General features: G+C 55.6%; 21 protein-coding genes and 7 tRNA genes. 2 read left to right on the top strand and 26 right to left on the bottom strand.

Going from position 1 to position 24,596, the window contains the following annotated elements; all coding sequences use genetic code 11:
- Positions 1-267 precede the first annotated feature (267 nt).
- The 4 genes from nadD to leuS are packed head-to-tail and all read right to left on the bottom strand — an operon-like array spanning position 268 to position 5,131.
- The gene (gene nadD, locus LG383_RS12940) at positions 268-921 is read right to left on the bottom strand and encodes a nicotinate-nucleotide adenylyltransferase (protein WP_225759296.1); all 654 of its coding nucleotides are present in this window, start codon (positions 919-921) and stop codon (positions 268-270) included.
- A 3-nt stretch (positions 922-924) separates the two neighbouring features.
- On the bottom strand, positions 925-1,956 hold the full coding sequence (holA, locus tag LG383_RS12935) for a DNA polymerase III subunit delta (RefSeq protein ID WP_166181856.1): 1,032 nt from the start codon (positions 1,954-1,956) through the stop codon (positions 925-927).
- Positions 1,956-2,534, bottom strand: coding sequence for an LPS assembly lipoprotein LptE (gene lptE, locus LG383_RS12930; RefSeq protein WP_225759295.1), 579 nt, complete (start codon positions 2,532-2,534; stop codon positions 1,956-1,958). Before lptE ends, holA begins: the two co-directional genes overlap by 1 nt.
- A gap of 14 nt (positions 2,535-2,548) precedes the next feature.
- Positions 2,549-5,131 (bottom strand): leucine--tRNA ligase, encoded by a 2,583-nt coding sequence (leuS, locus tag LG383_RS12925; RefSeq protein WP_225759294.1) that lies wholly within the window; start codon positions 5,129-5,131, stop codon positions 2,549-2,551.
- A gap of 213 nt (positions 5,132-5,344) precedes the next feature.
- Between leuS and LG383_RS12920 the strand changes: the two genes are divergently transcribed.
- Positions 5,345-5,827 (top strand): zinc ribbon-containing protein, encoded by a 483-nt coding sequence (locus LG383_RS12920; protein WP_106992804.1) that lies wholly within the window; start codon positions 5,345-5,347, stop codon positions 5,825-5,827.
- Between the two features lie 51 nt (positions 5,828-5,878).
- On the opposite strand, the gene rihA is transcribed toward LG383_RS12920, so the two are convergent.
- The 10 genes from rihA to miaB form a co-directional block, all read right to left on the bottom strand.
- Entirely contained in the window at positions 5,879-6,817 is a 939-nt protein-coding gene (rihA, locus tag LG383_RS12915) for a pyrimidine-specific ribonucleoside hydrolase RihA (protein WP_106992334.1), read from the bottom strand.
- Between the two features lie 122 nt (positions 6,818-6,939).
- Positions 6,940-7,665 carry an amino acid ABC transporter ATP-binding protein gene (locus LG383_RS12910; RefSeq protein ID WP_106992335.1) on the bottom strand — a complete coding sequence of 242 codons (726 nt, stop codon included), beginning with the start codon at positions 7,663-7,665 and terminating at the stop codon, positions 6,940-6,942.
- On the bottom strand, positions 7,665-8,339 hold the full coding sequence (gene gltK / locus LG383_RS12905) for a glutamate/aspartate ABC transporter permease GltK (RefSeq protein WP_106992336.1): 675 nt from the start codon (positions 8,337-8,339) through the stop codon (positions 7,665-7,667). The genes LG383_RS12910 and gltK overlap by 1 nt, the downstream gene beginning before the upstream one ends.
- Positions 8,339-9,079: a glutamate/aspartate ABC transporter permease GltJ gene (gene gltJ, locus LG383_RS12900; RefSeq protein WP_032617037.1), complete on the bottom strand. Its 741-nt coding sequence runs from the start codon at positions 9,077-9,079 to the stop codon at positions 8,339-8,341. The genes gltK and gltJ overlap by 1 nt, the downstream gene beginning before the upstream one ends.
- Before the next feature lie 158 nt (positions 9,080-9,237).
- Positions 9,238-10,146: an amino acid ABC transporter substrate-binding protein gene (locus LG383_RS12895; protein ID WP_166181861.1), complete on the bottom strand. Its 909-nt coding sequence runs from the start codon at positions 10,144-10,146 to the stop codon at positions 9,238-9,240.
- 395 nt (positions 10,147-10,541) lie between these two features.
- A complete protein-coding gene (gene lnt / locus LG383_RS12890; protein WP_106992339.1) occupies positions 10,542-12,080 on the bottom strand; it encodes an apolipoprotein N-acyltransferase in 1,539 nt (512 codons plus the stop codon).
- 5 nt (positions 12,081-12,085) lie between these two features.
- Positions 12,086-12,964 carry a CNNM family magnesium/cobalt transport protein CorC gene (gene corC, locus LG383_RS12885; RefSeq protein WP_106992340.1) on the bottom strand — a complete coding sequence of 293 codons (879 nt, stop codon included), beginning with the start codon at positions 12,962-12,964 and terminating at the stop codon, positions 12,086-12,088.
- Positions 12,965-13,067: 103 nt separating this feature from the next.
- Positions 13,068-13,535 (bottom strand): rRNA maturation RNase YbeY, encoded by a 468-nt coding sequence (ybeY, locus tag LG383_RS12880; RefSeq protein WP_106992341.1) that lies wholly within the window; start codon positions 13,533-13,535, stop codon positions 13,068-13,070.
- Positions 13,532-14,578: a PhoH family protein gene (locus tag LG383_RS12875; protein ID WP_103178684.1), complete on the bottom strand. Its 1,047-nt coding sequence runs from the start codon at positions 14,576-14,578 to the stop codon at positions 13,532-13,534. Before LG383_RS12875 ends, ybeY begins: the two co-directional genes overlap by 4 nt.
- 151 nt (positions 14,579-14,729) lie before the next feature.
- Entirely contained in the window at positions 14,730-16,160 is a 1,431-nt protein-coding gene (miaB, locus tag LG383_RS12870; protein WP_106992342.1) for a tRNA (N6-isopentenyl adenosine(37)-C2)-methylthiotransferase MiaB, read from the bottom strand.
- Between the two features lie 135 nt (positions 16,161-16,295).
- Here miaB and ubiF point away from each other — a divergent pair, with 135 nt between their 5' ends.
- Positions 16,296-17,471 (top strand): 3-demethoxyubiquinol 3-hydroxylase, encoded by a 1,176-nt coding sequence (gene ubiF / locus LG383_RS12865; protein WP_225759293.1) that lies wholly within the window; start codon positions 16,296-16,298, stop codon positions 17,469-17,471.
- Between the two features lie 95 nt (positions 17,472-17,566).
- Here the strand turns inward: ubiF and LG383_RS12860 are convergent.
- The 12 genes from LG383_RS12860 to nagB all read right to left on the bottom strand — a co-directional run bounded on the left by LG383_RS12860 (position 17,567) and on the right by nagB (position 24,441).
- Positions 17,567-17,641: transfer RNA gene (locus LG383_RS12860), tRNA-Gln, on the bottom strand.
- Positions 17,642-17,679: 38 nt separating this feature from the next.
- A tRNA-Gln gene (locus LG383_RS12855) sits at positions 17,680-17,754 on the bottom strand.
- A gap of 43 nt (positions 17,755-17,797) precedes the next feature.
- Positions 17,798-17,874: transfer RNA gene (locus LG383_RS12850), tRNA-Met, on the bottom strand.
- Positions 17,875-17,891: 17 nt separating this feature from the next.
- A tRNA-Gln gene (locus LG383_RS12845) sits at positions 17,892-17,966 on the bottom strand.
- A 33-nt stretch (positions 17,967-17,999) separates the two neighbouring features.
- Positions 18,000-18,074: transfer RNA gene (locus LG383_RS12840), tRNA-Gln, on the bottom strand.
- Between the two features lie 23 nt (positions 18,075-18,097).
- Positions 18,098-18,182, bottom strand: a tRNA-Leu gene (locus LG383_RS12835).
- An 8-nt stretch (positions 18,183-18,190) separates the two neighbouring features.
- Positions 18,191-18,267 (bottom strand) — tRNA-Met (locus LG383_RS12830).
- Between the two features lie 226 nt (positions 18,268-18,493).
- Entirely contained in the window at positions 18,494-20,158 is a 1,665-nt protein-coding gene (gene asnB / locus LG383_RS12825; protein WP_106992344.1) for an asparagine synthase B, read from the bottom strand.
- Between the two features lie 250 nt (positions 20,159-20,408).
- Entirely contained in the window at positions 20,409-21,161 is a 753-nt protein-coding gene (locus tag LG383_RS12820) for an HAD-IIA family hydrolase (RefSeq protein WP_106992345.1), read from the bottom strand.
- Positions 21,162-21,206: 45 nt separating this feature from the next.
- On the bottom strand, positions 21,207-22,427 hold the full coding sequence (locus tag LG383_RS12815; protein ID WP_106992346.1) for an N-acetylglucosamine repressor: 1,221 nt from the start codon (positions 22,425-22,427) through the stop codon (positions 21,207-21,209).
- 8 nt (positions 22,428-22,435) lie between these two features.
- Entirely contained in the window at positions 22,436-23,584 is a 1,149-nt protein-coding gene (gene nagA / locus LG383_RS12810) for an N-acetylglucosamine-6-phosphate deacetylase (RefSeq protein WP_106992347.1), read from the bottom strand.
- Between the two features lie 56 nt (positions 23,585-23,640).
- Positions 23,641-24,441 (bottom strand): glucosamine-6-phosphate deaminase, encoded by an 801-nt coding sequence (gene nagB, locus LG383_RS12805; protein ID WP_106992348.1) that lies wholly within the window; start codon positions 24,439-24,441, stop codon positions 23,641-23,643.
- Positions 24,442-24,596: the final 155 nt, after the last annotated feature.

The following is a 24,596-nucleotide window of genomic DNA, read 5'->3' as shown; positions in this document are numbered from 1 at the left end:
TTCCCCCTGGGAAAGTGAGATTGAATAACTGTAAATTCGTAGCCAGACAGTATACCTGAACTGGCCGCAGTGTCGGGACTAATGTCACCGGACGGGCCTGCGAAGGCGGGTATCATCCCACCCTATGCCGGAGATTGCATCGCCATTTTTGTAAAACAGTTTTTGTAAAACAGTGCTGGCGGGAAGTCTGGCAGCGGAGGATATCAGCCTGGACGGGGGTGTCAATGCTGAGAGCGCGAATGGCGCGCTTTTTCTCCCGGCGTCCAGTCAGTTGCTGCTTTTCTGATACAGACCCTGCTGTTGAATGTAACGTAGCACCGCCGCCGGTAACATCTCATCACAGGGGAGTCCCTGCTGCAGACGCTGGCGGATCTGCGTGGCCGAAATATCAAACCACGGCGTTTCCGCCAGATAGATTTTACCGGCTGGCAGGGTATGCAGATCTTCAGCCTGATATGTCAGGTGCTGCTCCAGCCACTGTTGATGCTGCTCCTCTTTCATCGCCAGCGGATAACCCGGACGACGACAGACGATCAAATGGCTGTTATCGAGGATCGTCTGATACTGATACCAGCCTGGAAAGCTAAGCAGTGAGTCCTGGCCGATGATAAAGGCCAGCGGTCTCTCCGGCCCCTGTTCGCTGCGCCACTCCTGCAGGGTTTGCGCGGTATAGGACGGGCTGTCCCGACGCAGTTCACGCTCGTCGAGGTGAAACAGCGGCTTATCGGCAATCGCCAGCTCCAGCATCGTTTTGCGCTGTGCGGCGCTGGCTTCAGGCTGGGGACGGTGCGGCGGCACGTTGTTGGGCATAATAGTGACGCGCTGCAGACCAATCTGGTTCGCCAGAATTTCGACCGGTTTCAGATGCCCGTAATGGATCGGGTCAAAGGTGCCGCCAAACAGAGCCTGGAGAGAGTGCATCTCTTACCCTTCTATAAAGATATCGGCCAGCGCCTTGTGGCACAGCAGCAGCGAAAGGCTTTCCAGCTCGGACCAGATCGACTGGCCGTAATCCTGCTTCAGGGTCAGCTCGGTACGCGTCAGCAGCTGAACGGCCTGGCGCAGCTGTTCCGGGCTCAGGCGGTTCAGGGCCTCGGTGGTCATGCCGCGACGGTTCTGCCAGACCCGGTGTTTATCAAACAGCGCACGCAGGGGCGTATGTGCCGACTGACGTTTCAGGGTCAGGAGCAGCAACAGTTCACGCTGCAGGGTTCTGAGCAGGATCACCGGCTCACTGCCTTCGAGACGCAGCTGTTGCAGGATATGCAGGGCGCGCTTGCTCTTCGCCGAGAGCAGGGCATCGACCCAGTGGAAAGGGGTGAAATGGGCTGCGTCGTTGACGGCCTGCTCGACGCGCGGCAGGGTCAGTTTGCCATCCGGCCAGAGCAGCGACAGCCGCTCGAGCGCCTGGGCAAGGGCCAGCAGGTTGCCTTCGTAGCAGTAACAGAGCAGCTGATTCGCCGCGTCATCCAGCTGCAGATTGTTCTGCTTTGCCCGGGCCGCCACCCATTTGGGCAGGTGTGCCTGCTCCGGGGTCTGACAGGTCACCAGTACTGAATGGTTTGCCAGCGCCGTAAACCAGGCGGCATTCTCCTGGGCTTTGGTCAGCTTGTTGCCGCGGACAATCAGCAGAAGATCGTTATGCAGCAGACTTACCAGCGTGGCCAGTTGTTCGTTGATGGCCGCATTAGGGCCGTTTTCCGGTAACTGGATAAGCAGAGTCTGGCGGGCGGCAAAGAGGCTCATCGCCTGACAGAGAGAGAAAATCTCCTGCCAGTCGGTGCTGTTATCCAGGGTGAAACTGTGATGCTCTTCAAAGCCCTGGGTCGCCGCAAGCTGACGTACGGCGTCCTGGCTCTCCTGCAGCAACAGCGGATCGTTTCCGAGAAGCAGATACGCCGCGCGCAGCCCTTCATTGAGCTGCGCGCGGAGTTGTTCAGGGTACAACCTGAGCATTACTGACCCAGCGTCGTGGTGACGCGAGATGAGGATGCCGCTGGCTTAGCCACAGGCTGCGCTTTTAGAGCATTCTCTTTTTCAGCAGTATGGACGCTCGGCAGCTTACGGATCAGCTGCTCTGCTGCCTTGTCATACATTTCGTTAACGATAATGGTCTGCTCAGCATCTTTCGCCAGCGCAGTCTGCGGGTTATCGAAGAACGAACGGTAGACCTTGGTACTGATAGGGTAAATATCGCTACCCGGGATCAACACCGCAGCGTGAACTTCCATCACCATCTGGTATTCCGCAGTACGACCATCCTGGAAGATGGACGCGGTATCCTGGCTCAGGGTATAGCTTAATACGCGGAATGACGGAATATCCTGGCGCAGCGTTCCTTTTTCGATCAGGTCAACGCCGTTAAGGCGCAGCTGGTTACGGATAGAACGGCTCAGCGGACCATTTGGATCGCCCGAATCGAAAATCATGGTTTTCATCTGTTCCGGCACCTGTGTAGTGTTACGCAAGTGCCAGCCACAGCCGGCGGTGACTAACACCGCCAGCGATAACAGTAATGTTGCCAGTTGTCGCACGCTTCCTCCCGCGCTTAGCCAACGACCAGGTTCAGCAGTTTACCGGGCACGTAGATCACTTTACGTACGGTAACGCCATCAAGATACTTCGCCACCAGATGTTCCTGGCCGGCGCGTTCACGGACCTGCTCTTCGGTTGCATCAACCGGAACAGTGATTTTACCGCGCACTTTGCCGTTGACCTGCACGACGACCAGCGTGGTGTTTTCCACCATTGCGGATTCATCCGCCACCGGCCACGGTGCATTGTCGATATCGCCTTCGCCGTTCAGCTCCTGCCACAGAGTAAAGCTGGCGTGAGGGGTGAACGGGTTCAGCATACGGACAACCGCCAGCAATGCTTCACGCATCAAGGCACGATCCTGCTCGCCTTCCTGCGGGGCTTTCGCCAGCTTGTTCATCAATTCCATAATAGCCGCAATTGCGGTATTGAAGGTCTGACGGCGACCAATATCATCGGTTACTTTGGCAATAGTTTTATGAACATCACGACGCAACGCCTGCTGATCTTCCGTCAGGGCTGCGGTATCCAGTGCCGGTGCTTCGCCCTGAGAGGTGTATTCGTACACCAGTTTCCAGACACGTTTCAGGAAGCGGTTAGCCCCTTCAACGCCGGATTCCTGCCACTCGAGGGTCATGTCTGCCGGAGAGGCGAACATCATGAACAGACGCACGGTATCGGCACCGTAACGCTCTACCATCACCTGCGGGTCAATGCCGTTGTTTTTGGACTTCGACATTTTGCTCATGCCGGTATACACCAGCTCGTGACCCGCGGCATCTTTCGCCTTAACGATGCGGCCTTTTTCGTCGCGCTCAACGATGGCATCAACCGGAGAGACCCAGTTACGCTCGCCGTTCACGCCCACGTAGTAGAAGGCATCCGCCAGCACCATGCCCTGACACAGCAGCTGTTTGGCTGGCTCATCAGAGTTCACCAGGCCCGCGTCGCGCATCAGCTTGTGGAAGAAGCGGAAGTAGAGCAGGTGCATGATGGCGTGTTCGATCCCGCCGATGTAGATATCGACCGGCAGCCAGTAGTTTGCTGCATCGGAATCCAGCATGCCTTCCTGATACTGCGGGCAGGTATAACGCGCGTAGTACCAGGAGGACTCCATAAAGGTGTCGAAGGTGTCAGTTTCACGCAGCGCAGGCATGCCGTTCACGGTGGTCTTCGCCCACTCAGGATCGGCTTTGATCGGGCTGGTGATGCCGTCCATGACCACGTCTTCCGGCAGGATCACCGGGAGCTGATCTTCCGGGGTTGGCAGGACGGTGCCGTCTTCCAGGGTAACCATCGGGATTGGTGCGCCCCAGTAACGCTGACGGGAAACACCCCAGTCGCGCAGACGGTAGTTAACTTTACGTTCGCCCACGCCCAGCGCCGTCAGTTTGTCGGCAATGGCGTTGAAGCCCTCTTCAAAGCTCAGGCCGCTGAATTCGCCGGAGTTGAACAGGGTGCCTTTTTCGGTCAGCGCCTGCTCGGACAGATCCGGCTCAGAGCCGTCTGCTGCGAGAATAACCGGCTTGATCGCCAGGCTGTATTTGGTAGCAAATTCGTAGTCGCGCTGATCGTGACCCGGAACGGCCATCACGGCACCCGTACCGTACTCCATCAGCACGAAGTTGGCAGCCCAGACCGGGATCGCTTCGCCGGTCAGTGGATGTGTCGCGTAGAAACCGGTGGCAACGCCTTTCTTCTCCATGGTCGCCATATCGGCTTCGGCCACTTTGGTGTTGCGGCATTCGTCGATGAAGGCAGCCAGTTCCGGATTGTTCTCTGCCGCTTTCTGCGCCAGCGGGTGACCTGCAGCCACGGCCAGGTAGGTCGCACCCATGAAGGTGTCCGGACGGGTGGTGTAAACGGTCAGTTTCTGATCATAGTTCTCAACGTCGAAGGTGATTTCCACCCCTTCAGAACGGCCGATCCAGTTGCGCTGCATGGTTTTAACGGTATCTGGCCAGTGGTCCAGATTGTCCAGATCGCTCAGCAGTTCGTCGGCGTAAGCGGTGATTTTGATAAACCACTGAGGGATCTCTTTACGCTCTACTTTGGTGTCGCAGCGCCAGCAGCAGCCGTCGATAACCTGTTCGTTGGCCAGAACGGTCTGATCGTTCGGGCACCAGTTAACGGCGGAGGTTTTTTTGTAGACCAGCCCTTTTTTATAGAGCTCGGTGAAGAACTTCTGCTCCCAGCGGTAGTATTCCGGGGTGCAGGTCGCCAGCTCGCGGCTCCAGTCATAGCCAAAGCCCAGCATCTTAAGCTGGTTTTTCATGTAGGCGATGTTGTCGTAGGTCCACGGAGCAGGCGCGGTATTGTTTTTTACCGCCGCACCTTCAGCAGGCAGACCAAACGCATCCCAGCCGATCGGCTGCAGGACGTTTTTACCCAGCATGCGCTGATAGCGAGCGATCACATCACCGATGGTGTAGTTACGCACGTGGCCCATGTGTAGTCGGCCAGAAGGATAGGGAAGCATCGACAGGCAGTAATACTTCTCTTTGCTCTCGTCTTCGGTGACTTCAAAAGTGCGCTTCTCGTCCCAGTGTTGCTGGACTTTCGATTCTATCTCTTCCGGGCGGTATTGCTCTTGCATGGCAGCCAGTGGTCCTGTGTTCAATACAGCTACAAACGTAGCCAATGGATGTGGTAATTCAGATCCGCATAGCATAGCCCAAACGCCCGCGTCAAAACAGCCTTTACCTCAAAAGTGCCTTGCAGGAATTTACGCAGAGTGTGGATGACCTGACAAAGCGGGGCGCAAATAAGGTCTATCATTAGAGAGAGTTACTTACCCGGGAGGCAAATGATGAACAAGGTTGCTCAATTTTACCGTGAACTGGTCGCCACATTAACTGAACGTCTGCGTAATGGTGAGCGTGATATCGATGCGCTCGTCGAACAGGCGCGCCTGAGGGTGATGCAGACGGGTGAGTTAACACGTACCGAAGTGGAGGAGGTGACCCGCGCGGTGCGTCGGGATCTGGAGGAGTTCGCCCGCAGCTACGAAGAGAGCCAGGATGAGGTCGCTGACAGCGTCTTTATGCGGGTAATCAAAGAGAGTCTGTGGCAGGAGCTAGCAGATATTACCGATAAAACGCAGCTGGAGTGGCGCGAGGTGTTCCAGGATCTTAACCATCACGGCGTGTATCACAGTGGGGAGGTGGTTGGGCTCGGCAATCTGGTGTGTGAAAATTGTCACTTCCATCTGGCGGTTTATACCCCCGACCTGCTGCCGGTCTGTCCGAAGTGCGGTCACGACCAGTTCCAGCGTCGTCCGTTTGAGCCTTAGCAGTGATAATAACGATGCGTCATCTGACGCATCGTTATTATCCGCATAAGACTACGAACGATAAAACGCGAGTCTTTCTGCCAGTAAATCAACGAAGGCCTGGCGATCGATATTCAGCATGATCTCGGTGTTGGGTTCGTTACCGCTAAGGAAATAATAATCCACCACCGTCATACCCTGAGTATATTTCCCCTGCGTTTCGACGCCGACCCAGCGTCTGGCGGTGGTGAATATCTCCGGCTTCAGCAGCCAGGCGATGGTGCAAGGGTCGTGCAGCGGTGCGCCCTGGAAACCCCATTTTTCCGTCTTGTGATACTCCATAAAGAAATCGAGCAGTTCCGCTACGGTGCGGGCCACGGGGTTATTGATCGCACGAAAACGCTCAATATCTTCCGCCATGATTTGCGCGTTGTGCGTTACATCTAGTCCGGCCATCACCACCGGAATACCGGACTGGAAGACGATTTCAGCCGCTTCAGGATCGACAAAGATGTTGAATTCAGCGGCAGGGGTCCAGTTACCCAGCCCCATGGCGCCGCCCATGATCACAATCCGGGCGATTTTCGCATGCAGCTCCGGATGGCTGTTCAGCAGCAGGGCGACGTTAGTTTGCGGACCGGTAGCCACCAGCGTCACCGGTTCGGCGCTTTCGCGCAGTATCTTCGCTATCAGCTCTACGGCCGTGCAATGTTGCGGAGCAAAGCCCGGCTCGGGCAGGGCGGGGCCATCAAGACCGCTTTCACCGTGCACGTTGTCCGCAATAATGAGCTCCCGCATTAACGGCTTAACGGCACCGCCGGCTACCGGGATATCGGTGCGCTTTAGCAGCGTGAGCATGCGCAGGACATTACGCAGCGTTTTGTCCGGGGTCTGGTTTCCGGCTGAGGAGGTAACGGCTTTGACATCAAGTTCTGGTGAGGCGAGGGCAAGGACGAGTGCTATCGCGTCGTCATGACCCGGATCGCAATCGAGGATAATGGGCAGTGCCATAGAATTCTCCATTTCTCAGTGTTGTTTTGTGGCAAGGCTAACGCTGAAGAGAGGAGCCGACGAGGCAAACAGATGAAAAGCGTGAAGCAGTGCGCAATCTGAGCGATTGCGCACCAGGGAGATTAATGCAGGATTTTGGCGAGGAAATCTTTGGCGCGATCGGACTGAGGGTTGGCAAAGAACTCTTCTTTGGCGGAGTCCTCCACGATTTTCCCTTCATCCATAAAGATCACGCGGTTCGCCACTTTACGGGCAAAGCCCATTTCGTGGGTCACCACCATCATGGTCATCCCTTCTTGCGCCAGCTGTACCATAACGTCCAGTACTTCGTTGATCATTTCCGGGTCGAGGGCGGAGGTTGGCTCATCAAACAGCATTGCCACCGGATCCATACACAGCGCGCGGGCAATCGCGACACGCTGCTGCTGGCCGCCGGAGAGCTGCGCCGGGAACTTATCGGCATGCGCCGTCAGACCCACGCGCTCCAGCAGTTTCAACGCTTTTTCACGCGCCTTCGCTTTATCGCGTTTGAGCACTTTTACCTGCGCCAGGGTCAGGTTTTCAATGATCGACAGATGCGGGAACAGTTCGAAATGCTGGAACACCATCCCGACGTTAGAACGCAGCGTCGCCAGGTTGGTTTTCTTGTCATTCACTTTGGTGCCGTTGACGATAATCTCGCCCTGCTGCACTGGCTCAAGGCCGTTCACGGTTTTGATAAGGGTGGATTTGCCCGAGCCGGACGGCCCGCACACCACCACCACTTCGCCCTTTTTCACTTCCGTGGAGCAGTCGGTCAGCACCTGAAAGTGCCCATACCATTTAGAAACATTTTTCAGGGAAATCATTACACTGTCCTTTTCTTCAGCCAGCTGACCAACAGCGACGCGCTTAAACTAATTGCAAAATAGACCGCACCTGCGAACAGGATCATCTCAACCTGAGTACCATCGCGCTCACCGATGGTGGAGGCGGTGCGGAAGAAGTCTGCCAGGCTCAACACATAAACCAGCGAAGTATCCTGGAACAGCACGATGCCCTGGGTCAGCAGCAGTGGAACCATGGCGCGGAACGCCTGCGGCAGAATGATGAGCTTCATCGACTGCCAGTGGGTCATGCCTAATGCCAGGGCGGCACTGGACTGCCCGCGGGAGATACTCTGGATCCCGGCGCGGATAATCTCTGAGTAGTACGCCGCCTCAAACATTGAGAAGGCCACCATCGCCGAGATCAGACGAATATCGGATTTCGGCGACAGGCCAAGCACGTTCTGCAGCAGGCCCGGTACGATCAGGTAGAACCACAGCAGCACCATCACCAGCGGGATGGAGCGAAACACGTTGACGTAGGCCGTGGCAAACCAGGCGACAGGCTTGAAGCTCGACAGGCGCATGACCGCCAGCAGAGTGCCCCAGACAATCCCGATAATCACCGCCGTCAGGGTGATCTTCAGGGTGATGATCAGGCCATCAATCAGGTAGGGCAGGGAAGGAACAATGGAACTCCAGTCAAACTCGTACATTATTTGCCCCCCAGGTTGCCCGGCAGGCGAACTTTACGTTCGACCAGGTTCATCACCAGCATAATCACTGCGTTAATCAGCACGTACGCCAGGGTAATGGCGGTAAAGGATTCCCACGCGTGCGCGGAGTAATCCAGCAATTTGCCCGCCTGCGCGGCCATATCCACCAGACCGATAGTGGAGGCGATGGCCGAGTTTTTCACCAGGTTCATCATCTCCGAGGTCATCGGCGGCACAATCACGCGATAGGCATTCGGCAGCAGAACGTAACGGTAGGCCTGCGGTAAGGTCAGACCCATCGCCAGCGCGGCGTTTTTCTGTCCACGGGGCAGAGACTGGATCGCCGCACGCACCTGCTCACATACGCGGGCAGCGGTGAACAGACCCAGGCAGAGCATGGAGGAGACAAAGAACTGAACGTTAGGATCCAGTTCAGATTTGAACCACATGCCGAGATCTTCCGGCAGCAGTTCCGGGATAACCAGATACCAGGTGAAGAACTGCACGATCAACGGAACGTTACGGAACAGTTCGACGTAGCAGGTTCCCAGCGAGGAGAGAAAACGGTTAGGCACGGTACGCAAAATACCGAACAGCGAGCCGACCAGGAAAGCGATGATCCAGGCGGTGATCGACAGGGCGACCGTAACCTGAAAACCGCTCCACAGCCAGCCAAGATAGGTGGTGTTGCCGAACGGGGCTTGCTGCAGAAAAATGCCCCAGTTCCAGTCGATTGACATAATAAACTCCAGAAAAAAAAGGGTAGCAGCGCTACCCTCGAAGATTGGTGAGAAGCTTTAATATTCGCGCTGAGTGGGGAACGACCACTCAACGTTTAGTCTGTCCGCGCTTCCCGACAATCGAGAGGGCAGGAGGTCCCGCCCTTTAATGGTTCTAATTAGTTAAGTGCTTTGTCATTCGGTTCTTTAAACAGTGCCTTCATGTCGTCGGACAGCTCAAAGTTCATGTTCAGATTTTTTGGTGGGATTGGGTTTTTGAACCACTTATCGAACCATTTCTCTGCGTCGCCGGAGGTCTGAACCTGAGCGATGGTGTCATCGACCAGCTTCTTAAATTCCGCGTCGTCTTTACGCATCATGCAGCCATAGGCCTCTTTGGATTGCGCGGTGCCGACGATTTCCCAGTTGTCCGGTTTCTTCGCTTTCGCGCGTTCACCTGCCAGCAGGGCATCATCCATCATAAACGCGACGGCGCGACCGCTCTCCAGGGTACGGAAAGAGTCACCGTGGTCTTTAGCGCTGATGATGCGCATGTCCATTTTCTTCTCTTCGTTCAACTTGTGCAGCAGCACTTCAGAGGTGGTGCCGGAGGTGACGACCACCGCTTTGCCTTTCAGGTTGTCGAAGTCTTTGATCTCGCCGCCTTTTTTGGTCAACAGACGGGTACCGACCACGAAGATGGTATCGGAGAAGGCTGCCTGTTTCTGACGCTCAAGGTTGTTGGTGGTGGAGCCACACTCAAAATCAAAGGTGCCGTTTTGCAGCAGCGGAATACGGTTTTGTGACGTGATTGGGATCAGCTTCACTTCCAGATCCGGTTTGTTCAGCTTTTTCTTCACCGCGTCAACGATGGCATTGGAGTAAGCCTGAGAGTAACCCACGACTTTTTGCGTGTTGTCGTAGTATGAGAACGGAACAGAGGATTCACGGTGGCCGACCACAATCACGCCGTTTTTAGCGATTTTTTCGAGGGTGCCGCCCGCCGCCGGCGCAGCGTCTTCGGCGTGAACGACGCCTGCAGACAATCCCATCACCAGCATTGCTGTGGCCAGTTTACGTAATTGCATATCCAACTCCTTTTTTATCAGCGACAGGGGCGCATTGATATTCGGTGTGATGTTGTTATAGCTCGCGCGATACGAGTGCAGTGTTATACGTGTTTGTTAACATTTAGTTTGGCTTAATGTAAAGATTTTGCTGCGTTATTGTTTATTTTTGCGAAGCGCGCCGCACCATTCAGAGGCATAAATCCCCCATTGCACCGTTTCGGTGCTACCGGTGATCGACACTGGTGCGACAAGGTTGCACGTTAAGCCAAATCGCGTTTACGTGAATAAACAAAGCAATCGGCGTGCCAGAATTTTAGGATGAAGGGAATTGCCGGGTGGCGGCTGCGCCTTACCCGGCCTACAAAACCGTAGGCCCGGCAAGCGTAGCGCCGCCGGGCAAAAAGGAAGGGGAATTACTTACGACGCTGACGAAGGCTCATCAGCACGGCACCAAAGCCAAAGAGCACGGTCAGGATCCACAGCGGCCAGTTGCCGGTGCGAGCGTAAGGCGTTAACCCTGTCGTCGGCGTGACCTTTGCCGTCAGCACGTCGCGGGTAAACTGCGGGAGCATGGCCTGAATTTCGCCCTGCGGCCCAATCACGGCGGTAATGCCATTGTTGGTGCTGCGCAGCAGCGGGCGCGCCAGCTCCAGGGAGCGCATCCGCGCCATCTGGAAGTGCTGCCATGGGCCAATCGATTTACCGAACCAGGCATCGTTAGAGATGGTCAGCAGATAATCGGTATCCGGGCGGAAATTATCCCGCACCTGCTCACCGAGGATAATCTCGTAGCAAATGGCGGCGGTCAGCAAAAAGCCGTGCGCGCTCAGCTGAGGCTGAACATACGGACCCCGGCTAAACGAGGACATCGGCAGATCGAAGAATGGCGCCAGCGGACGTAGAATCGACTCCAGCGGCACAAACTCACCGAAAGGCACCAGGTGATTTTTGTTGTAGCGGTTGGTCGACTCATAGCTGTACGGATTGTCTTTCCCCAGCGTGATGATGGTGTTGTAGGTGTCGTAACGGTTCTGCTTGTTCAGACGCGCATCGACAATCCCGGTGATCAGGGTGGTGTCACGGGCGCGCAGCAGATCGTCCATCATGGCGAGGAAACGCTGCTGGTTAATCTCCAGATCCGGGATCGCCGACTCCGGCCAGATAATCAGCTGCGACTTGCCCATCTCTTTCTGGGTCGCATCCAGATAAATTTTCAGGGTGTTGACCAGCTGACCTTCATCCCATTTCAGTGACTGGGGAATATTCCCCTGCACCATCGACACCTGGGTGGCGCGTTGCGGCTCGAGGGTAAACCACTGGATAAAACGCAGCGGGAAGGGCAGGGCAAAGAGGATCAGCGCCGCCGCCAGCGGACGCCAGTTGCGCTGTACCAGCGCCAGTACCAGCAGGCCGCTCACTACCATCAGCAGGAAGTTGATCGCCTCGACGCCCATCACCGGCGCCAGTCCTTTCAGCGGACCGTCGATCTGGCTGTAGCCAAACTGCAGCCAGGGAAAACCGGTCAGCACCCAGCCGCGCAGGAATTCGCTGCACTGCCAGACCACCGGGGCGGCAATCGCCACCCGCAGCCAGCTGGTTTTCGGCCACAGGCGAGAGAGGACCCCGGCGAAGAGGCCGGTATACAGCGAAAGATAGGCTGCCAGCAGCACCACGAGGAAGACATTCACCGGGCCCGGCATGCCGCCAAATTGCGCAATACTGACGTAAACCCAGTTAATACCGGAGCCAAACAGGCCGAGACCCCAGACGTAACCAATCGCCGCGGCCTGTACGGGCCGTCGGTTCAGCGTCAGCCCCTGCAGTCCCATCAGGGAGAGGAGCGCGGCGGGCCAGAAGTCATAAGGGGAAAAAGCCAGCGTTCCGCTGGCTCCGAGGATTAGCGCCAGCAGCAGACGTACGCGCTGGCGTTCAAACAGTGGGGCAAATGCCATTTAAATCAATCATCCAGTGTGGGTTGCGGAGCATCGTCCGGCATTCTTACATGAACCTGAATAATACGTCGACTGTCGGCCATTGCGACCTTGAACTGGTAACCGTCTATTTCCACGGTCTCACCGCGCGCCGGAAGGTGACCAAAGGCCTGCATCACCAGCCCGCCAATGGTATCCACCTCTTCATCGCTGAAGTGTGTCCCGAAGGTGTCATTGAAATCTTCGATCGGAGCCAGCGCACGCACGGTCCAGGTGTGGCGGCTCAGCTGACGGAAGTCGATATCCTCTTCTTCGTCATATTCGTCTTCGATTTCACCAACAATCAGTTCAAGAATATCTTCGATGGTGACCAGACCCGAAACACCGCCAAATTCATCGATAACAATCGCCATGTGGTAGCGCTGAGAGCGAAACTCTTTCAGCATGCGGTCAACCCGCTTGCTTTCCGGGACAACCACCGCCTGACGTAGCACTTTTTCCATGCTGAAGGCTTCGGAATCGCTGCGCATAAACGGCAGTAGATCTTTAGCCATCAAAATCCCTTCGATGTGATCTTTATCTTCGCTGATCACCGGGAAACGCGAGTGAGCAGACTCGATGATAACGTCGAGGCACTCATCTAAGGTCTGGTTGCGTTTCAGGGTAATCATCTGCGAGCGGGGGATCATGATATCGCGAACGCGCTGGTCGGCGATGTCCATTACCCCTTCGAGCATTTCGCGCGTATCTTCGTCGATAAGTTCGTTCTGCCCGGAATCACGGATCAGCTCCAGAAGATCGTCACGGTTTTTAGGTTCACCGTGGAACAGCTGGCTCAGAAGGAGGGAGAAAAATCCCTTTTTGCTGTTAGGTGTGTCGCTACTGTGTGAATTGTCGTCGCTCATGGCGTTTGTTAAGGGTTCTCATGTTGATGTAAAACTGCCGTCGCGGACCTTTGTCTGACACGACGGCACATTATGTCAGTCCGGCGCAAAACCGCCGAACAGACTACTCTTTCTCGGCAATGTACGGATCCTCATAGCCCAGAGCAAGCATTATCTCTGTCTCGAGGGACTCCATCTCTTCCGCTTCTTCATCTTCAATATGGTCGTAGCCCAGCAGATGCAGGCTCCCGTGCACTACCATATGCGCCCAGTGGGCTTCGAGCGGCTTTTGCTGCTCCTTAGCCTCCTGCTCAACCACCTGCCGGCAGATGATCAGATCACCCAGCAGCGGCAGTTCGATGCCCGGCGGCGCCTCAAACGGGAAAGAGAGCACGTTGGTCGGCTTATCTTTCCCGCGATAGGTCAGGTTCAGGTCGTGGCTTTCTGCTTCATCCACCAGGCGAATCGTTACCTCTGACTCTTCCTGAAACTGAGGGATGACGGCATTCAGCCACGCCTGGAACTGGCTCTCTTCCGGCAGGCCGGAATTGTCTTCACAGGCCAGCTGTAAATCGAGGATCACCTGACTCATTTCTGCTCTTGCTCCTGGGCTTCGCGTTTGCGTTCCGCGGCCTGCTCTGCTTTACGTTTTTGATCTGCTGCTTCCCACGCTTCATATGCCGTGACGATGCGGGCCACCACCGGGTGACGCACTACGTCTTCGCTGTGGAAGAAGTTAAAGCTGATTTCGTCCACTTCGGACAGGACTTCAATGGCGTGACGCAGACCCGATTTGGTGCTGCGCGGCAGGTCGACCTGGGTGATATCGCCGGTGATCACCGCTTTGGAGTTAAAGCCAATACGGGTCAGGAACATCTTCATCTGTTCGATGGTGGTGTTCTGGCTCTCATCCAGAATGATAAACGCATCGTTCAACGTACGGCCACGCATATAGGCCAGCGGAGCCACTTCGATAACGTTACGTTCGATCAGTTTTTCAACCTTCTCAAAGCCGAGCATCTCAAACAGCGCATCGTACAGCGGGCGCAGGTATGGGTCGACTTTCTGGCTCAGGTCGCCAGGCAGGAAGCCCAGCTTCTCGCCCGCTTCAACGGCCGGACGGGTGAGCAGAATACGGCGGATCTCCTGGCGCTCCAGGGCATCCACGGCAGCGGCTACTGCGAGGTAGGTTTTACCGGTACCCGCCGGGCCGACGCCGAAGGTGATGTCATGATCAAGGATGTTGGCGATGTACTGCGCCTGGTTTGGCGTGCGTGGTTTAATGACGCCACGCTTGGTCTGAATGTGGATAGCTTTGCCGAACTCCGGCACGCTCTCTGCGCTCTGCTCCAGTACCCGCGACTCTTTGATCGCCAGATGGATCTGTTCCGGCTCAATATCCTGCGTTTCACCGCGCATCGGGGCGGTATCAACGTACAGGCTACGGAGGATATCCGCAGCGGCATTGACGCAAATGGCGCGTCCGGTGAGTTTGAACTGGTTATCGCGACGATTAATCTCGATACCCAGACGTCGCTCCAGATGTTTGATGTTGTCATCAAACGGCCCGCACAGGCTCAGCAGGCGAGCGTTGTCTGCTGGCTCAAGGGTAATTTCACGTGTATCTATATTCAAACCGTTCCTCTTAATGTCCTGGATGCCATAAGGCAGTGGGTCTGTCTTATGAAAGTATTCACGCCAGAGAATAAAGGCGCAAGCATTGCGAAGGATATGGGGGAGAGAAGAGGGGAAAACAAGGCCTGCCAGAAATGGCAGGCCACAGGCATTATGGCTGATAAACGCCGACGCCCAGATCGCTTTCTTTACGGGTGCGGGCGATCACTGATTCGGGTGACTCGGCGATACGCAGACCCATTTCCTCTTCGGTGCGCACCAGTTTTCCGCGCAGGGAGTTGGTCAGCACTTCAAGGATCTCGATATCAACGAACTTACCGACCAGATCCGGCGTTCCTTCAAAGTTCACCACGCGGTTGTTCTCGGTACGGCCAGAGAGCTGCATGATGCTCTTACGTGAAGTGCCTTCGACCAATACGCGCTGCACGGTGCCGAGCATCCGACGGCTCCAGGCGTTGGCCTGCTGGTTAATGCGATCCTGCAGAATATACAGACGCTGCTTTTTCACCTCATCCGGTACGTCATCAACCATATCGGCGGCAGGCGTTCCCGGACGGGCCGAGAAGATGAAGCTGTAGCTCACGTCGAAATTCACATCGCCAATCACCTTCATGGTGCGCTCGAAATCCTCGTCCGTTTCACCCGGGAAGCCGACGATAAAGTCTGAGCTAATCTGAATATCCGGGCGGGCGTCACGCAGCTTGCGGATAATCGCTTTATATTCCAGCGCGGTGTGGGTGCGGCCCATCAGGTTCAGCACGCGGTCAGAACCACACTGGATCGGCAGATGCAGGAAGCTCACCAGCTCCGGTGTATCGCGGTAGACATCGATGATGTCATCGGTGAATTCAATCGGGTGGCTGGTGGTGAAGCGAATACGGTCGATGCCGTCGATGGCGGCCACCAGACGCAGCAGGTCGGCAAAAGAGCCAGTGCTGCCGTCGTAGTTCTCGCCGCGCCAGGCGTTCACATTCTGTCCGAGCAGGTTCACTTCACGTACACCCTGCGCCGCCAACTGAGCAATTTCAAACAGGATGTCGTCGCAAGGACGGCTGACTTCCTCACCGCGGGTGTAAGGCACCACGCAGTAGGTACAGTATTTGTTGCAGCCTTCCATGATGGAGACGAAGGCGGTCGGGCCATCCGCGCGCGGTTCTGGCAGACGGTCAAATTTTTCGATTTCCGGGAAGCTGACGTCGATGATCGCCTTGCGCTGGCCGGTCCCGCGCACGGCGTTGATCATCTCCGGCAGGCGGTGCAGGGTCTGCGGACCAAAAATAATATCGACATAGTGCGCGCGCTGACGAATCAGCTTGCCTTCCTGGGAGGCGACACAGCCGCCGACGCCGATGATCACGTCTGGTCGTTTTTGCTTGATCAGCTTCCAGCGACCGAGCTGGTGAAAGACTTTCTCCTGCGCCTTCTCACGGATCGAGCAGGTGTTCAGCAGCAACACGTCTGCCTCTTCCGCCACGTCGGTGAGTTGATACCCATGGGTGGCATCCAGCAGATCGGCCATCTTTGATGAATCGTACTCGTTCATCTGACAGCCCCAGGTTTTTATATGGAGTTTTTTTGTCATCGACTTGCTCGTGCTCAGGATTGCAGGGCGCGTATTGTAATGCTTTGGTGCGGTTGTGACCAGTATGAAGGTTCCCGGACCCAAGGCGAAAAAATCCGGTAAACTTAAGGGATTCTCAAATAAGGACAAATGACCATGACTATCCAACAAACCGGGATCGCCATCGTCGGCGGCGGTATGGTCGGCGGGGCGCTGGCGCTGGGGCTGGCGCAACACGGGTTCGAGGTAACGGTTATCGAACAGGCGGCACCGCCTGCTTTTGACGCCTCTCAGCAACCGGATGTACGCATCTCCGCCATCAGCGCCGCTTCGGTCGATCTGCTTCGCGGGCTGGGCGTGTGGGATGCCATCCTGGCGATGCGCGCGCACCCTTATCGCCGCCTGGAGACCTGGGAGTGGGAAAATGCCCATGTGGTGTTTGACGCCGCGGAGCTCAAACTCCCCCTGCTGGGATATATGGTGGAAAATACGGTTCTGCAGCACGCGCTCTGGCAGGCACTGGAGGCGCATTCCCAGGTCACGCTGCGCGTCCCCGCGTCGATCAAACATGTGCACCGCCATAACGAGCAGCACCTGATCGAACTGGATAGCGGTGAGCAGCTGGCGGTGAAACTGCTGGTGGGCGCCGACGGGGCGAATTCCCGGGTACGGGAGCTGGCCGGGATCGGCATTCACGCCTGGCAGTATCAACAATCCTGCATGCTGATCACCATTGCCTGTGAGAACGATCCGGGCGACAGCACCTGGCAGCATTTTACCCCGAATGGTCCGCATGCCTTTTTACCGCTGTTCGACAACTGGGCGTCACTGGTGTGGTACGACACCCCGGCGCGCATTCGCCAGTTGCAGGGGCTGTCGATGGAGCAGTTGCAGCGCGAAATCGCCCACCATTTCCCGGCGCGTCTTGGGGCCGTCAAGCCGGTCGCTGCCGGGGCCTTCCCGCTGACGCGCCGTCATGCGCTGCAGTATGCGCAGGAAGGGTTGGCGCTGGTAGGTGACGCGGCGCACACCATTCATCCGCTGGCCGGGCAGGGCGTTAATCTTGGTTATCGCGATGTCGACGCGTTGATAGATGTCCTTAACAACGCCCGCAACCACGGCGAAGCCTGGGCCAGCCATCAGGTGCTTAAGCGATATCAGACCCGACGGATGGCGGACAACTTCATTATGCAGTCGGGGATGGATCTGTTTTACGCCGGGTTCAGCAACGATCTGGGGCCGCTACGCGTCCTGCGTAATGTGGGATTGATGGCGGCGCAGCGCGCCGGCGGGCTGAAACGTCAGGCGCTGAAGTATGCCTTAGGGCTCTAAAGGTCTTCCAGGCCGGGTAAGGCGAAGCCGCCACCCGGCATGACTTCCGGAAACGCAGAAAAGCAAAAAGCTCGCCGAAGCGAGCTTTTTTAGTGTGGCTGGGGTGCAGGGATTCGAACCCCGGAATGCTGGTATCAGAAACCAGTGCCTTACCGCTTGGCGACACCCCAATTGCGTTAAACAATAAACATCTAACGACTTTTTAAATTGGCTGGGGTACGAGGATTCGAACCTCGGAATGCTGGTATCAGAAACCAGAGCCTTACCGCTTGGCGATACCCCAACAATTTTTTTTAGCTTATCGACGAATCGATAACTTACTAATATGGTGGCTACGACGGGATTCGAACCTGTGACCCCATCATTATGAGTGATGTGCTCTAACCAACTGAGCTACGTAGCCAGTACTGCTTTCTTCGATGGCTGGGGTACCTGGATTCGAACCAGGGAATGCCGGTATCAAAAACCGGTGCCTTACCGCTTGGCGATACCCCAATAACCGCGGAGAACCGCAAAATCGAAGAAATATGGCTGGGGTACCTGGATTCGAACCAGGGAATGCCGGTATCAAAAACCGGTGCCTTACCGCTTGGCGATACCCCATCCGTGCAACGCTTTTATGGGAATGGTGCGGGAGGCGAGACTTGAACTCGCACACCTTGCGGCGCCAGAACCTAAATCTGGTGCGTCTACCAATTTCGCCACTCCCGCAAAAAAGATGGTGGCTACGACGGGATTCGAACCTGTGACCCCATCATTATGAGTGATGTGCTCTAACCAACTGAGCTACGTAGCCATCTTTTTTTCGCGTTACCTTATCGGCGTTGCGGGGCGCATTATGCGTATAGACCCTTGCAGCGTCAACACCTTTTTCAACGAAAATGTCTGGAATGTGACTGTTTGGTTAGGTTGCGAACAGCGTGGCCGAATATTCGGCAATTATTGGTTATTAATCGTTTTTGTCCAGCAAAACGCGAGGCAAAAAAAGAGGCCCCGCAGGGCCTCATGTTGACGCTTTTTACTCATTTATAAGCAGACTGGTGCACACCCACGGCACGACCTGATGGATCGTTCATGGTTTTGAACGCTTCATCCCACTCAATGGCTTTTGCAGAGGAGCAGGCAACGGAAGGGCCACCCGGGACACACTCTGCTGCGCTTGGCAGCGGGAACAGCTCTTCGAAGATCTCACGGTACAGATAGGCTTCTTTCGAACCCGGCGTGTTGTACGGGAAGCGGAAGCTGGCGGTTTCCAGTTGTTGATCGGAAACTTGCTTCGCGGCCACCTCTTTCAGGGTGTCGATCCAGCTATAACCTACGCCGTCAGAGAACTGCTCTTTCTGACGCCATGCCACGCTTGCCGGCAGGTAAGATTCAAAGCATTCACGCAGGACATGTTTTTCCATCTTGCCGTTGCCGCACATCTTATCCTGCGGGTTGATACGCATGGCCACGTCGAGGAATTTCTTATCCAGGAACGGTACGCGCGCTTCCACGCCCCAGGCAGACATCGCTTTGTTGGCACGGGCGCAGTCAAACATGTGCAGCGCCTGCAGCTTACGTACCGTCTCTTCGTGCAGCTCTTTGGCATTCGGCGCTTTGTGGAAGTAGAGATAGCCGCCGAATACTTCGTCCGAGCCTTCACCGGACAGCACCATCTTGATGCCCATCGCTTTGATTTTACGCGACATCAGGTACATCGGCGTGGAGGCGCGGATGGTCGTCACGTCATAAGTTTCAATGTGATAGATCACGTCACGGATCGCATCCAACCCTTCCTGCACCGTAAAGTGAATCTCATGGTGCACGGTGCCGAGGTGGTTGGCCACTTCCTGCGCGGCTTTCAGATCCGGAGATCCTTCCAGACCGACAGCGAAGGAGTGCAGCTGCGGCCACCAGGCTTCGGAACGCTCCTGATCTTCCACGCGACGCGCCGCATATTTTTTGGTGATCGCCGAGATAACAGACGAGTCCAGACCGCCGGAGAGCAGCACGCCATAAGGCACGTCTGACATCAGGTGGCTTTTTACCGCCTCTTCCAGGGCCTGAGTCAGCTCAGCTTTGTCGGTAACGTTGTCTTTAACGGCATCGTAATCGAACCAGTCGCGTTGATAGTAAGAGCGGATCTCGCCATCTTTGCTCCACAGGAAGCTGCCTGCCGGGAACTCTTTAATGGTGCGGCATACCGGCACCAGGGCTTTCATCTCTGAGGCCACATAGAAGTTGCCGAATTCGTCGTGACCCATATACAGCGGGATGATCCCGATGTGGTCGCGGCCAATCAGATAAGCATCTTTCTCGCTGTCGTAGAGAGCGAAGGCGAACATCCCCTGCAGTTCATCAAGGAATTCCGGGCCTTTTTCTTGGTACAGGGCGAGGATCACTTCACAGTCAGAACCGGTCTGGAAGGCATAGCGGTCGCCGTATTCTGCGCGCAGCGCCTGGTGGTTGTAGATCTCACCGTTGACCGCCAGAGCATGGGTTTTCTTCTCGTTATACAGCGGCTGGGCGCCAGCGTTGACGTCCACAATCGACAGACGTTCGTGAGCCAGAATCGCTTTATCGCTGGCGTAGACACCGGACCAGTCCGGGCCGCGATGGCGCATCAGACGGGATAACTCCAGTGCTTTTTTACGCAGTTCGCCTGCGTCAGTTTTAATATCCAGTACGCCGAAAATTGAACACATAACCTTCTCCATTAACCCTGTTGCAGTGTGATGTTGCTTGCTTATGAAAATGCCGCAAAAGGGGAGGAGCGGCAAGCGTTTTGCCGGGTAAAAGAGAAAAAGTGCAACGGTCATTGCCGAATGTTGAAAAAAGCGTACAGGGAGGACTCATTTATTGAGGATTATTCAATGAATGACGATTTTGTTTAGACGCGACGCTATTTTTGCCGCCACAAAATGAAAAAACCACGTCCGGGGACGTGGTTTCAGACTACAGAATATCGATTTCCGCGACCGAGGGGTAAATCCAGCTCGGCCGGAACGGCATCGAATCAATATCATCGAGGGTCGATACTCCTGAGAGAACCAGGATAGTCTCCAGCCCCGCCTGGAAGCCAGCCAGAATATCGGTGCGCAGGTTGTCGCCCACGATCACCGTATCTTCCGAGTGGGCCTGCATTTTGTTGAGCGCCGCGCGAATGATCCACGGGCTGGGCTTACCGACATAAAACGGCACGCGGCCGGTCATCTTCTCGATACCGGCACAGAGCGCGCCACAGGCCGGATAAAAACCGCGGCCGTGTGTATCCGGGTTGGTGGCGATAAAGCGGGCGCCGCTGGCGACGAAGAACGCTGCCTTGTGCATCATCTCCCAGTTATAGGAGCGCGTTTCACCCACGATGACGAAATCGGGATTGACGTCGGTGATGGTGAAGCCTGCTTTATATAACTCATGGATCAGTGCACCTTCGCCCACCACATAAGCTTTTTTGCCTTCCTGACGCTTCAGAAAATCGGCGGTAGCCATTGCCGAGGTGTAGAAGACGCTGTCGGGCACATCGATACCGGCAGTCGCAAAACGGTTCGCCAGATCCTGCCCGGTCTGCGACGGGAAGTTGGTGAGCAGAACCAGCGGCATGCCTTGTTCCATGATGCGGTTAAGAAATTCGGCTGCGCCCGGCACGGCAACGTTGTCGTGCATCAGCACGCCGTCGATATCACAAATAACATTCTTAATGGTCATGAACTTCCCGGCATCAAAAAAAGAAGGCGACACTATAAAACGCTGTCAGCTTTCCAGCAAACGCTGCAACAGGATACCGTTAAGCATGGCGCGTTTTACCAGCGCAAAGGCACCAATCGCCGACCGGTCATTTAACGCGGAGCGAACCACGGGCAGATTCTGACGAAACGCCTTCAGCGCCTGGGTATTGATGCACCCCTCGATGGCGGGCAGCAGCACTTTTTCGGCTTCGGTAATTTCGCCCGCGATCACCACTTTTTGTGGGTTAAACAGGTTGATGGCGATGGCGATAGTTTTGCCAAGGTGGCGGCCAACCTGTTCGATCACTTCGCTGGCCAGCGCGTCGCCTTTGTTGGCGGCTTTACAGATGGCATTGATTTTACAGTCATCCAGGGTAACGCGGCTCTGGTATCCCTGCTCCAGCAGATGACGCACACGCTGCTCGATGGCGGCGTTGGCGGCCACCGTTTCCAGACAGCCAAAGTTGCCGCAGTGACAGCGCTCGCCCAGCGGATCGACCTGAATGTGGCCTATCTCGCCGACGTTGCCGTTCCGGCCAATAAAAATGCGTCCGTTGGAGATGATCCCGGCCCCTGTACCGCGGTGAACGCGCACCAGGATAGAGTCTTCACAATCCTGGCTCGCACCAAAGTAGTGCTCAGCCAGCGCCAGGCTACGGATATCGTGACCCACAAAACAGGTTACGGCGAAGCGTTTTTCGAGGGCATCGATCAGCCCCCAGTTTTCGACCTGAATATGGGGCATATAGCGGATCACACCGCTTTCGGGGTCCACAAGTCCGGGCAGGATCACCGAGATGGCGATCAGCTCGCGAATTTTGCGCTGGCAGGAGTCGATAAACAGCTCAATGGCGTTGAGCAGGGCGTGCTCAAGGGTCTCCTGGGTGCGTTCCGGCAGGGCATAGTGCTCTTCAGCAACCGCTTTGCTGCTCAGATCGTACAGCGTCAGGGTGGCGTCATGCCGGCCAAGGCGCACGCCGATGGCGTGAAAATTGCGGGTTTCAGTGACAATCGAGATAGCGCGACGGCCCCCGGTGGAGGCCTGCTGATCCACTTCTTTGATCAGCCCGCGCTCAATGAGCTGGCGGGTAATTTTCGTCACGCTGGCGGGGGCAAGCTGGCTCTGTTCTGCAATCTGGATCCGCGAGATGGGTCCATGCTGGTCGATCAGTCGATATACCGCTGCACTGTTCAGCTGCTTTACCAGATCAACGTTACCAATTTGAGCTTGTCCGCCAGGTGTCATACGTTTACTTACTCTGTGACGACCTCGTTACCATTAACGATGGTCTTGATGATTTTATAATCGTGTGTGAATGCGGTGAGGTTAGCCACCATGCCCGGGGCAATGCTGCCCAGCTGCTTGTCCACGCCAATCGCGCGTGCCGGGTAAAGGGTTGCCATACGCAGCACTTCATCCAGGGCAATGCTGCAATGTTCCACCAGATTGCGCACGCCTTCGATCATGGTCAGAGCCGAACCACTTAAGGTTCCGTTCTCATCCACACACAGTCCATTCCGGTAGTATATTGTTTTACCAGCAAAAATGAACTGTTCAATATTTGCCCCCGCTGGCGCTGTGGCATCGGTAACCAGACACAACTTGTCGCCTTTCAGGCGTTTGGCGTTACGCACGTTGGCATAGTCGACATGTAACCCGTCGGCAATGATGCCGCAGTAGACGTCCGGCTCATCGAAGATCGCCCCGGCCAGACCCGGTTCGCGCCCGGTGATGTACGGCATGGCGTTATACAGATGGGTGGCGAAAGTGATACCGGCACGGAAGCCGACTTTGGCCTCTTTCAGCGTGGCGTTGGAGTGTCCGGCAGAGACAACAATGCCTGCGCCCGCCAGCTTGCGAATGACGTCCGGGTCAACCATCTCTGGCGCCAGGGTCACTTTGGTGATCACATCCGCATTGGCGCACATGAAATCGACCAGCTCGTCGTCAGGTTTACGCACAAAGCTCGGGTTATGGGTGCCTTTCTTGACGATATTCAGCCACGGACCTTCAAGGTGCAGGCCCAGCGCCTGATGCGGATATCTCGTCAGGTATTCACGCATCACGCGAATGCCCTGTTTCATCAGATCGTCGCTGGTGGTAATCAGTGTTGGCAGGTAGCTGGTGCAGCCCGATCTTTCGTTAGCGCGCTGCATAATCTCCAGCGTCTCAACCGTGACGGCTTCCGCTGTATCATTGAACTGCACGCCGCCACAGCCGTTAAGCTGTACGTCGATAAAACCGGGGGAGATGACTGCCCCATTGAGCGAGCGTTGTTCTATTTCCGCTGGCAGCTCGGCCAGTGGGCAGACACGTTCAATCAGGCCATTTGCGATTACAATCGCATGGTCATCCAGAATTTCATGGCCGGTATAAATCCGACCGTGGGTTAAAGCGTACATAACGACCCCCGGTATAAAAATAGCATCCCGCCCCTGATAACAGAGGCGGCGTAACATTACAGACCTTTGATGTTTTCTGCTTCTAATTCGTTGAAGTATTTCAGCGTCTTCACTTTCAGTTCCATGGTGGACGGCTCATCGCACACCACCACCGCTTTCGGATGCAGCTGCAGGCAGCTGATGGTCCACATATGGTTGACGTTGCCTTCAACCGCGGCCTGCAGCGCCTGCGCTTTCACGCCGCCCAGCACCAGAATCATCACTTCTTCCGCATCCAGCAGGGTACCCACGCCAACGGTCAGGGCGTATTTTGGCACCTGGTTCACGTCGCCATCAAAGAAACGGGAGTTTGCCACACGGGTGTCATGGGTCAGGGTTTTGATACGGGTACGGGACGCCAGAGAAGAGGCCGGTTCGTTAAACGCGATATGACCGTCGTTGCCTACGCCACCCATGAACAGATGAATTTTGCCGTACGCGCGGATTTTTTCTTCATAATGACGGCATTCAGCGTCAATATCCGGCGCATTGCCATCCAGCAGATTAATATTTCCCGGCTGAATATCAATGTGATCAAAGAAGTTACGGTGCATGAAGCTATGGTAGCTTTCCGGATGATCTTTTGGCAGGCCAACGTACTCATCCATGTTGAAGGTGACAACATGCTCAAAACTTACCTGGCCCGATTTATGCATCTCAACCAATGCTTTATAGGCGGTAAGAGGTGTGCCACCGGTCGGCAGGCCGAGTACAAAAGGACGATCGGCAGTCGGTTTGAACGCATTGATACGGTTTACGATATGGCGGGCAGCCCATTTACCGACTTGTTCTGCAGTTGCCAGGGGGATCAGTCTCATTATTCACCTCTGAAGTTTTCATAAAAGTTGGCGGATTGCTTGTCCGGGCATGATTAAGACTAACCTGGTTCACACCGAGAGGGGGCAATTCGTCTTGATTTTTCGTATCATAAAATAAGTTTTGGCAGTTTGCCAGTAGAGGGGAGGGTGATAAA

Origin of the sequence: Leclercia sp. Marseille-Q4284 (assembly GCF_916618945.1) — a bacterium.
GTDB lineage: Bacteria > Pseudomonadota > Gammaproteobacteria > Enterobacterales > Enterobacteriaceae > Enterobacter > Enterobacter tamurae.
This window is presented reverse-complemented; position numbering and strand designations above follow the sequence as displayed.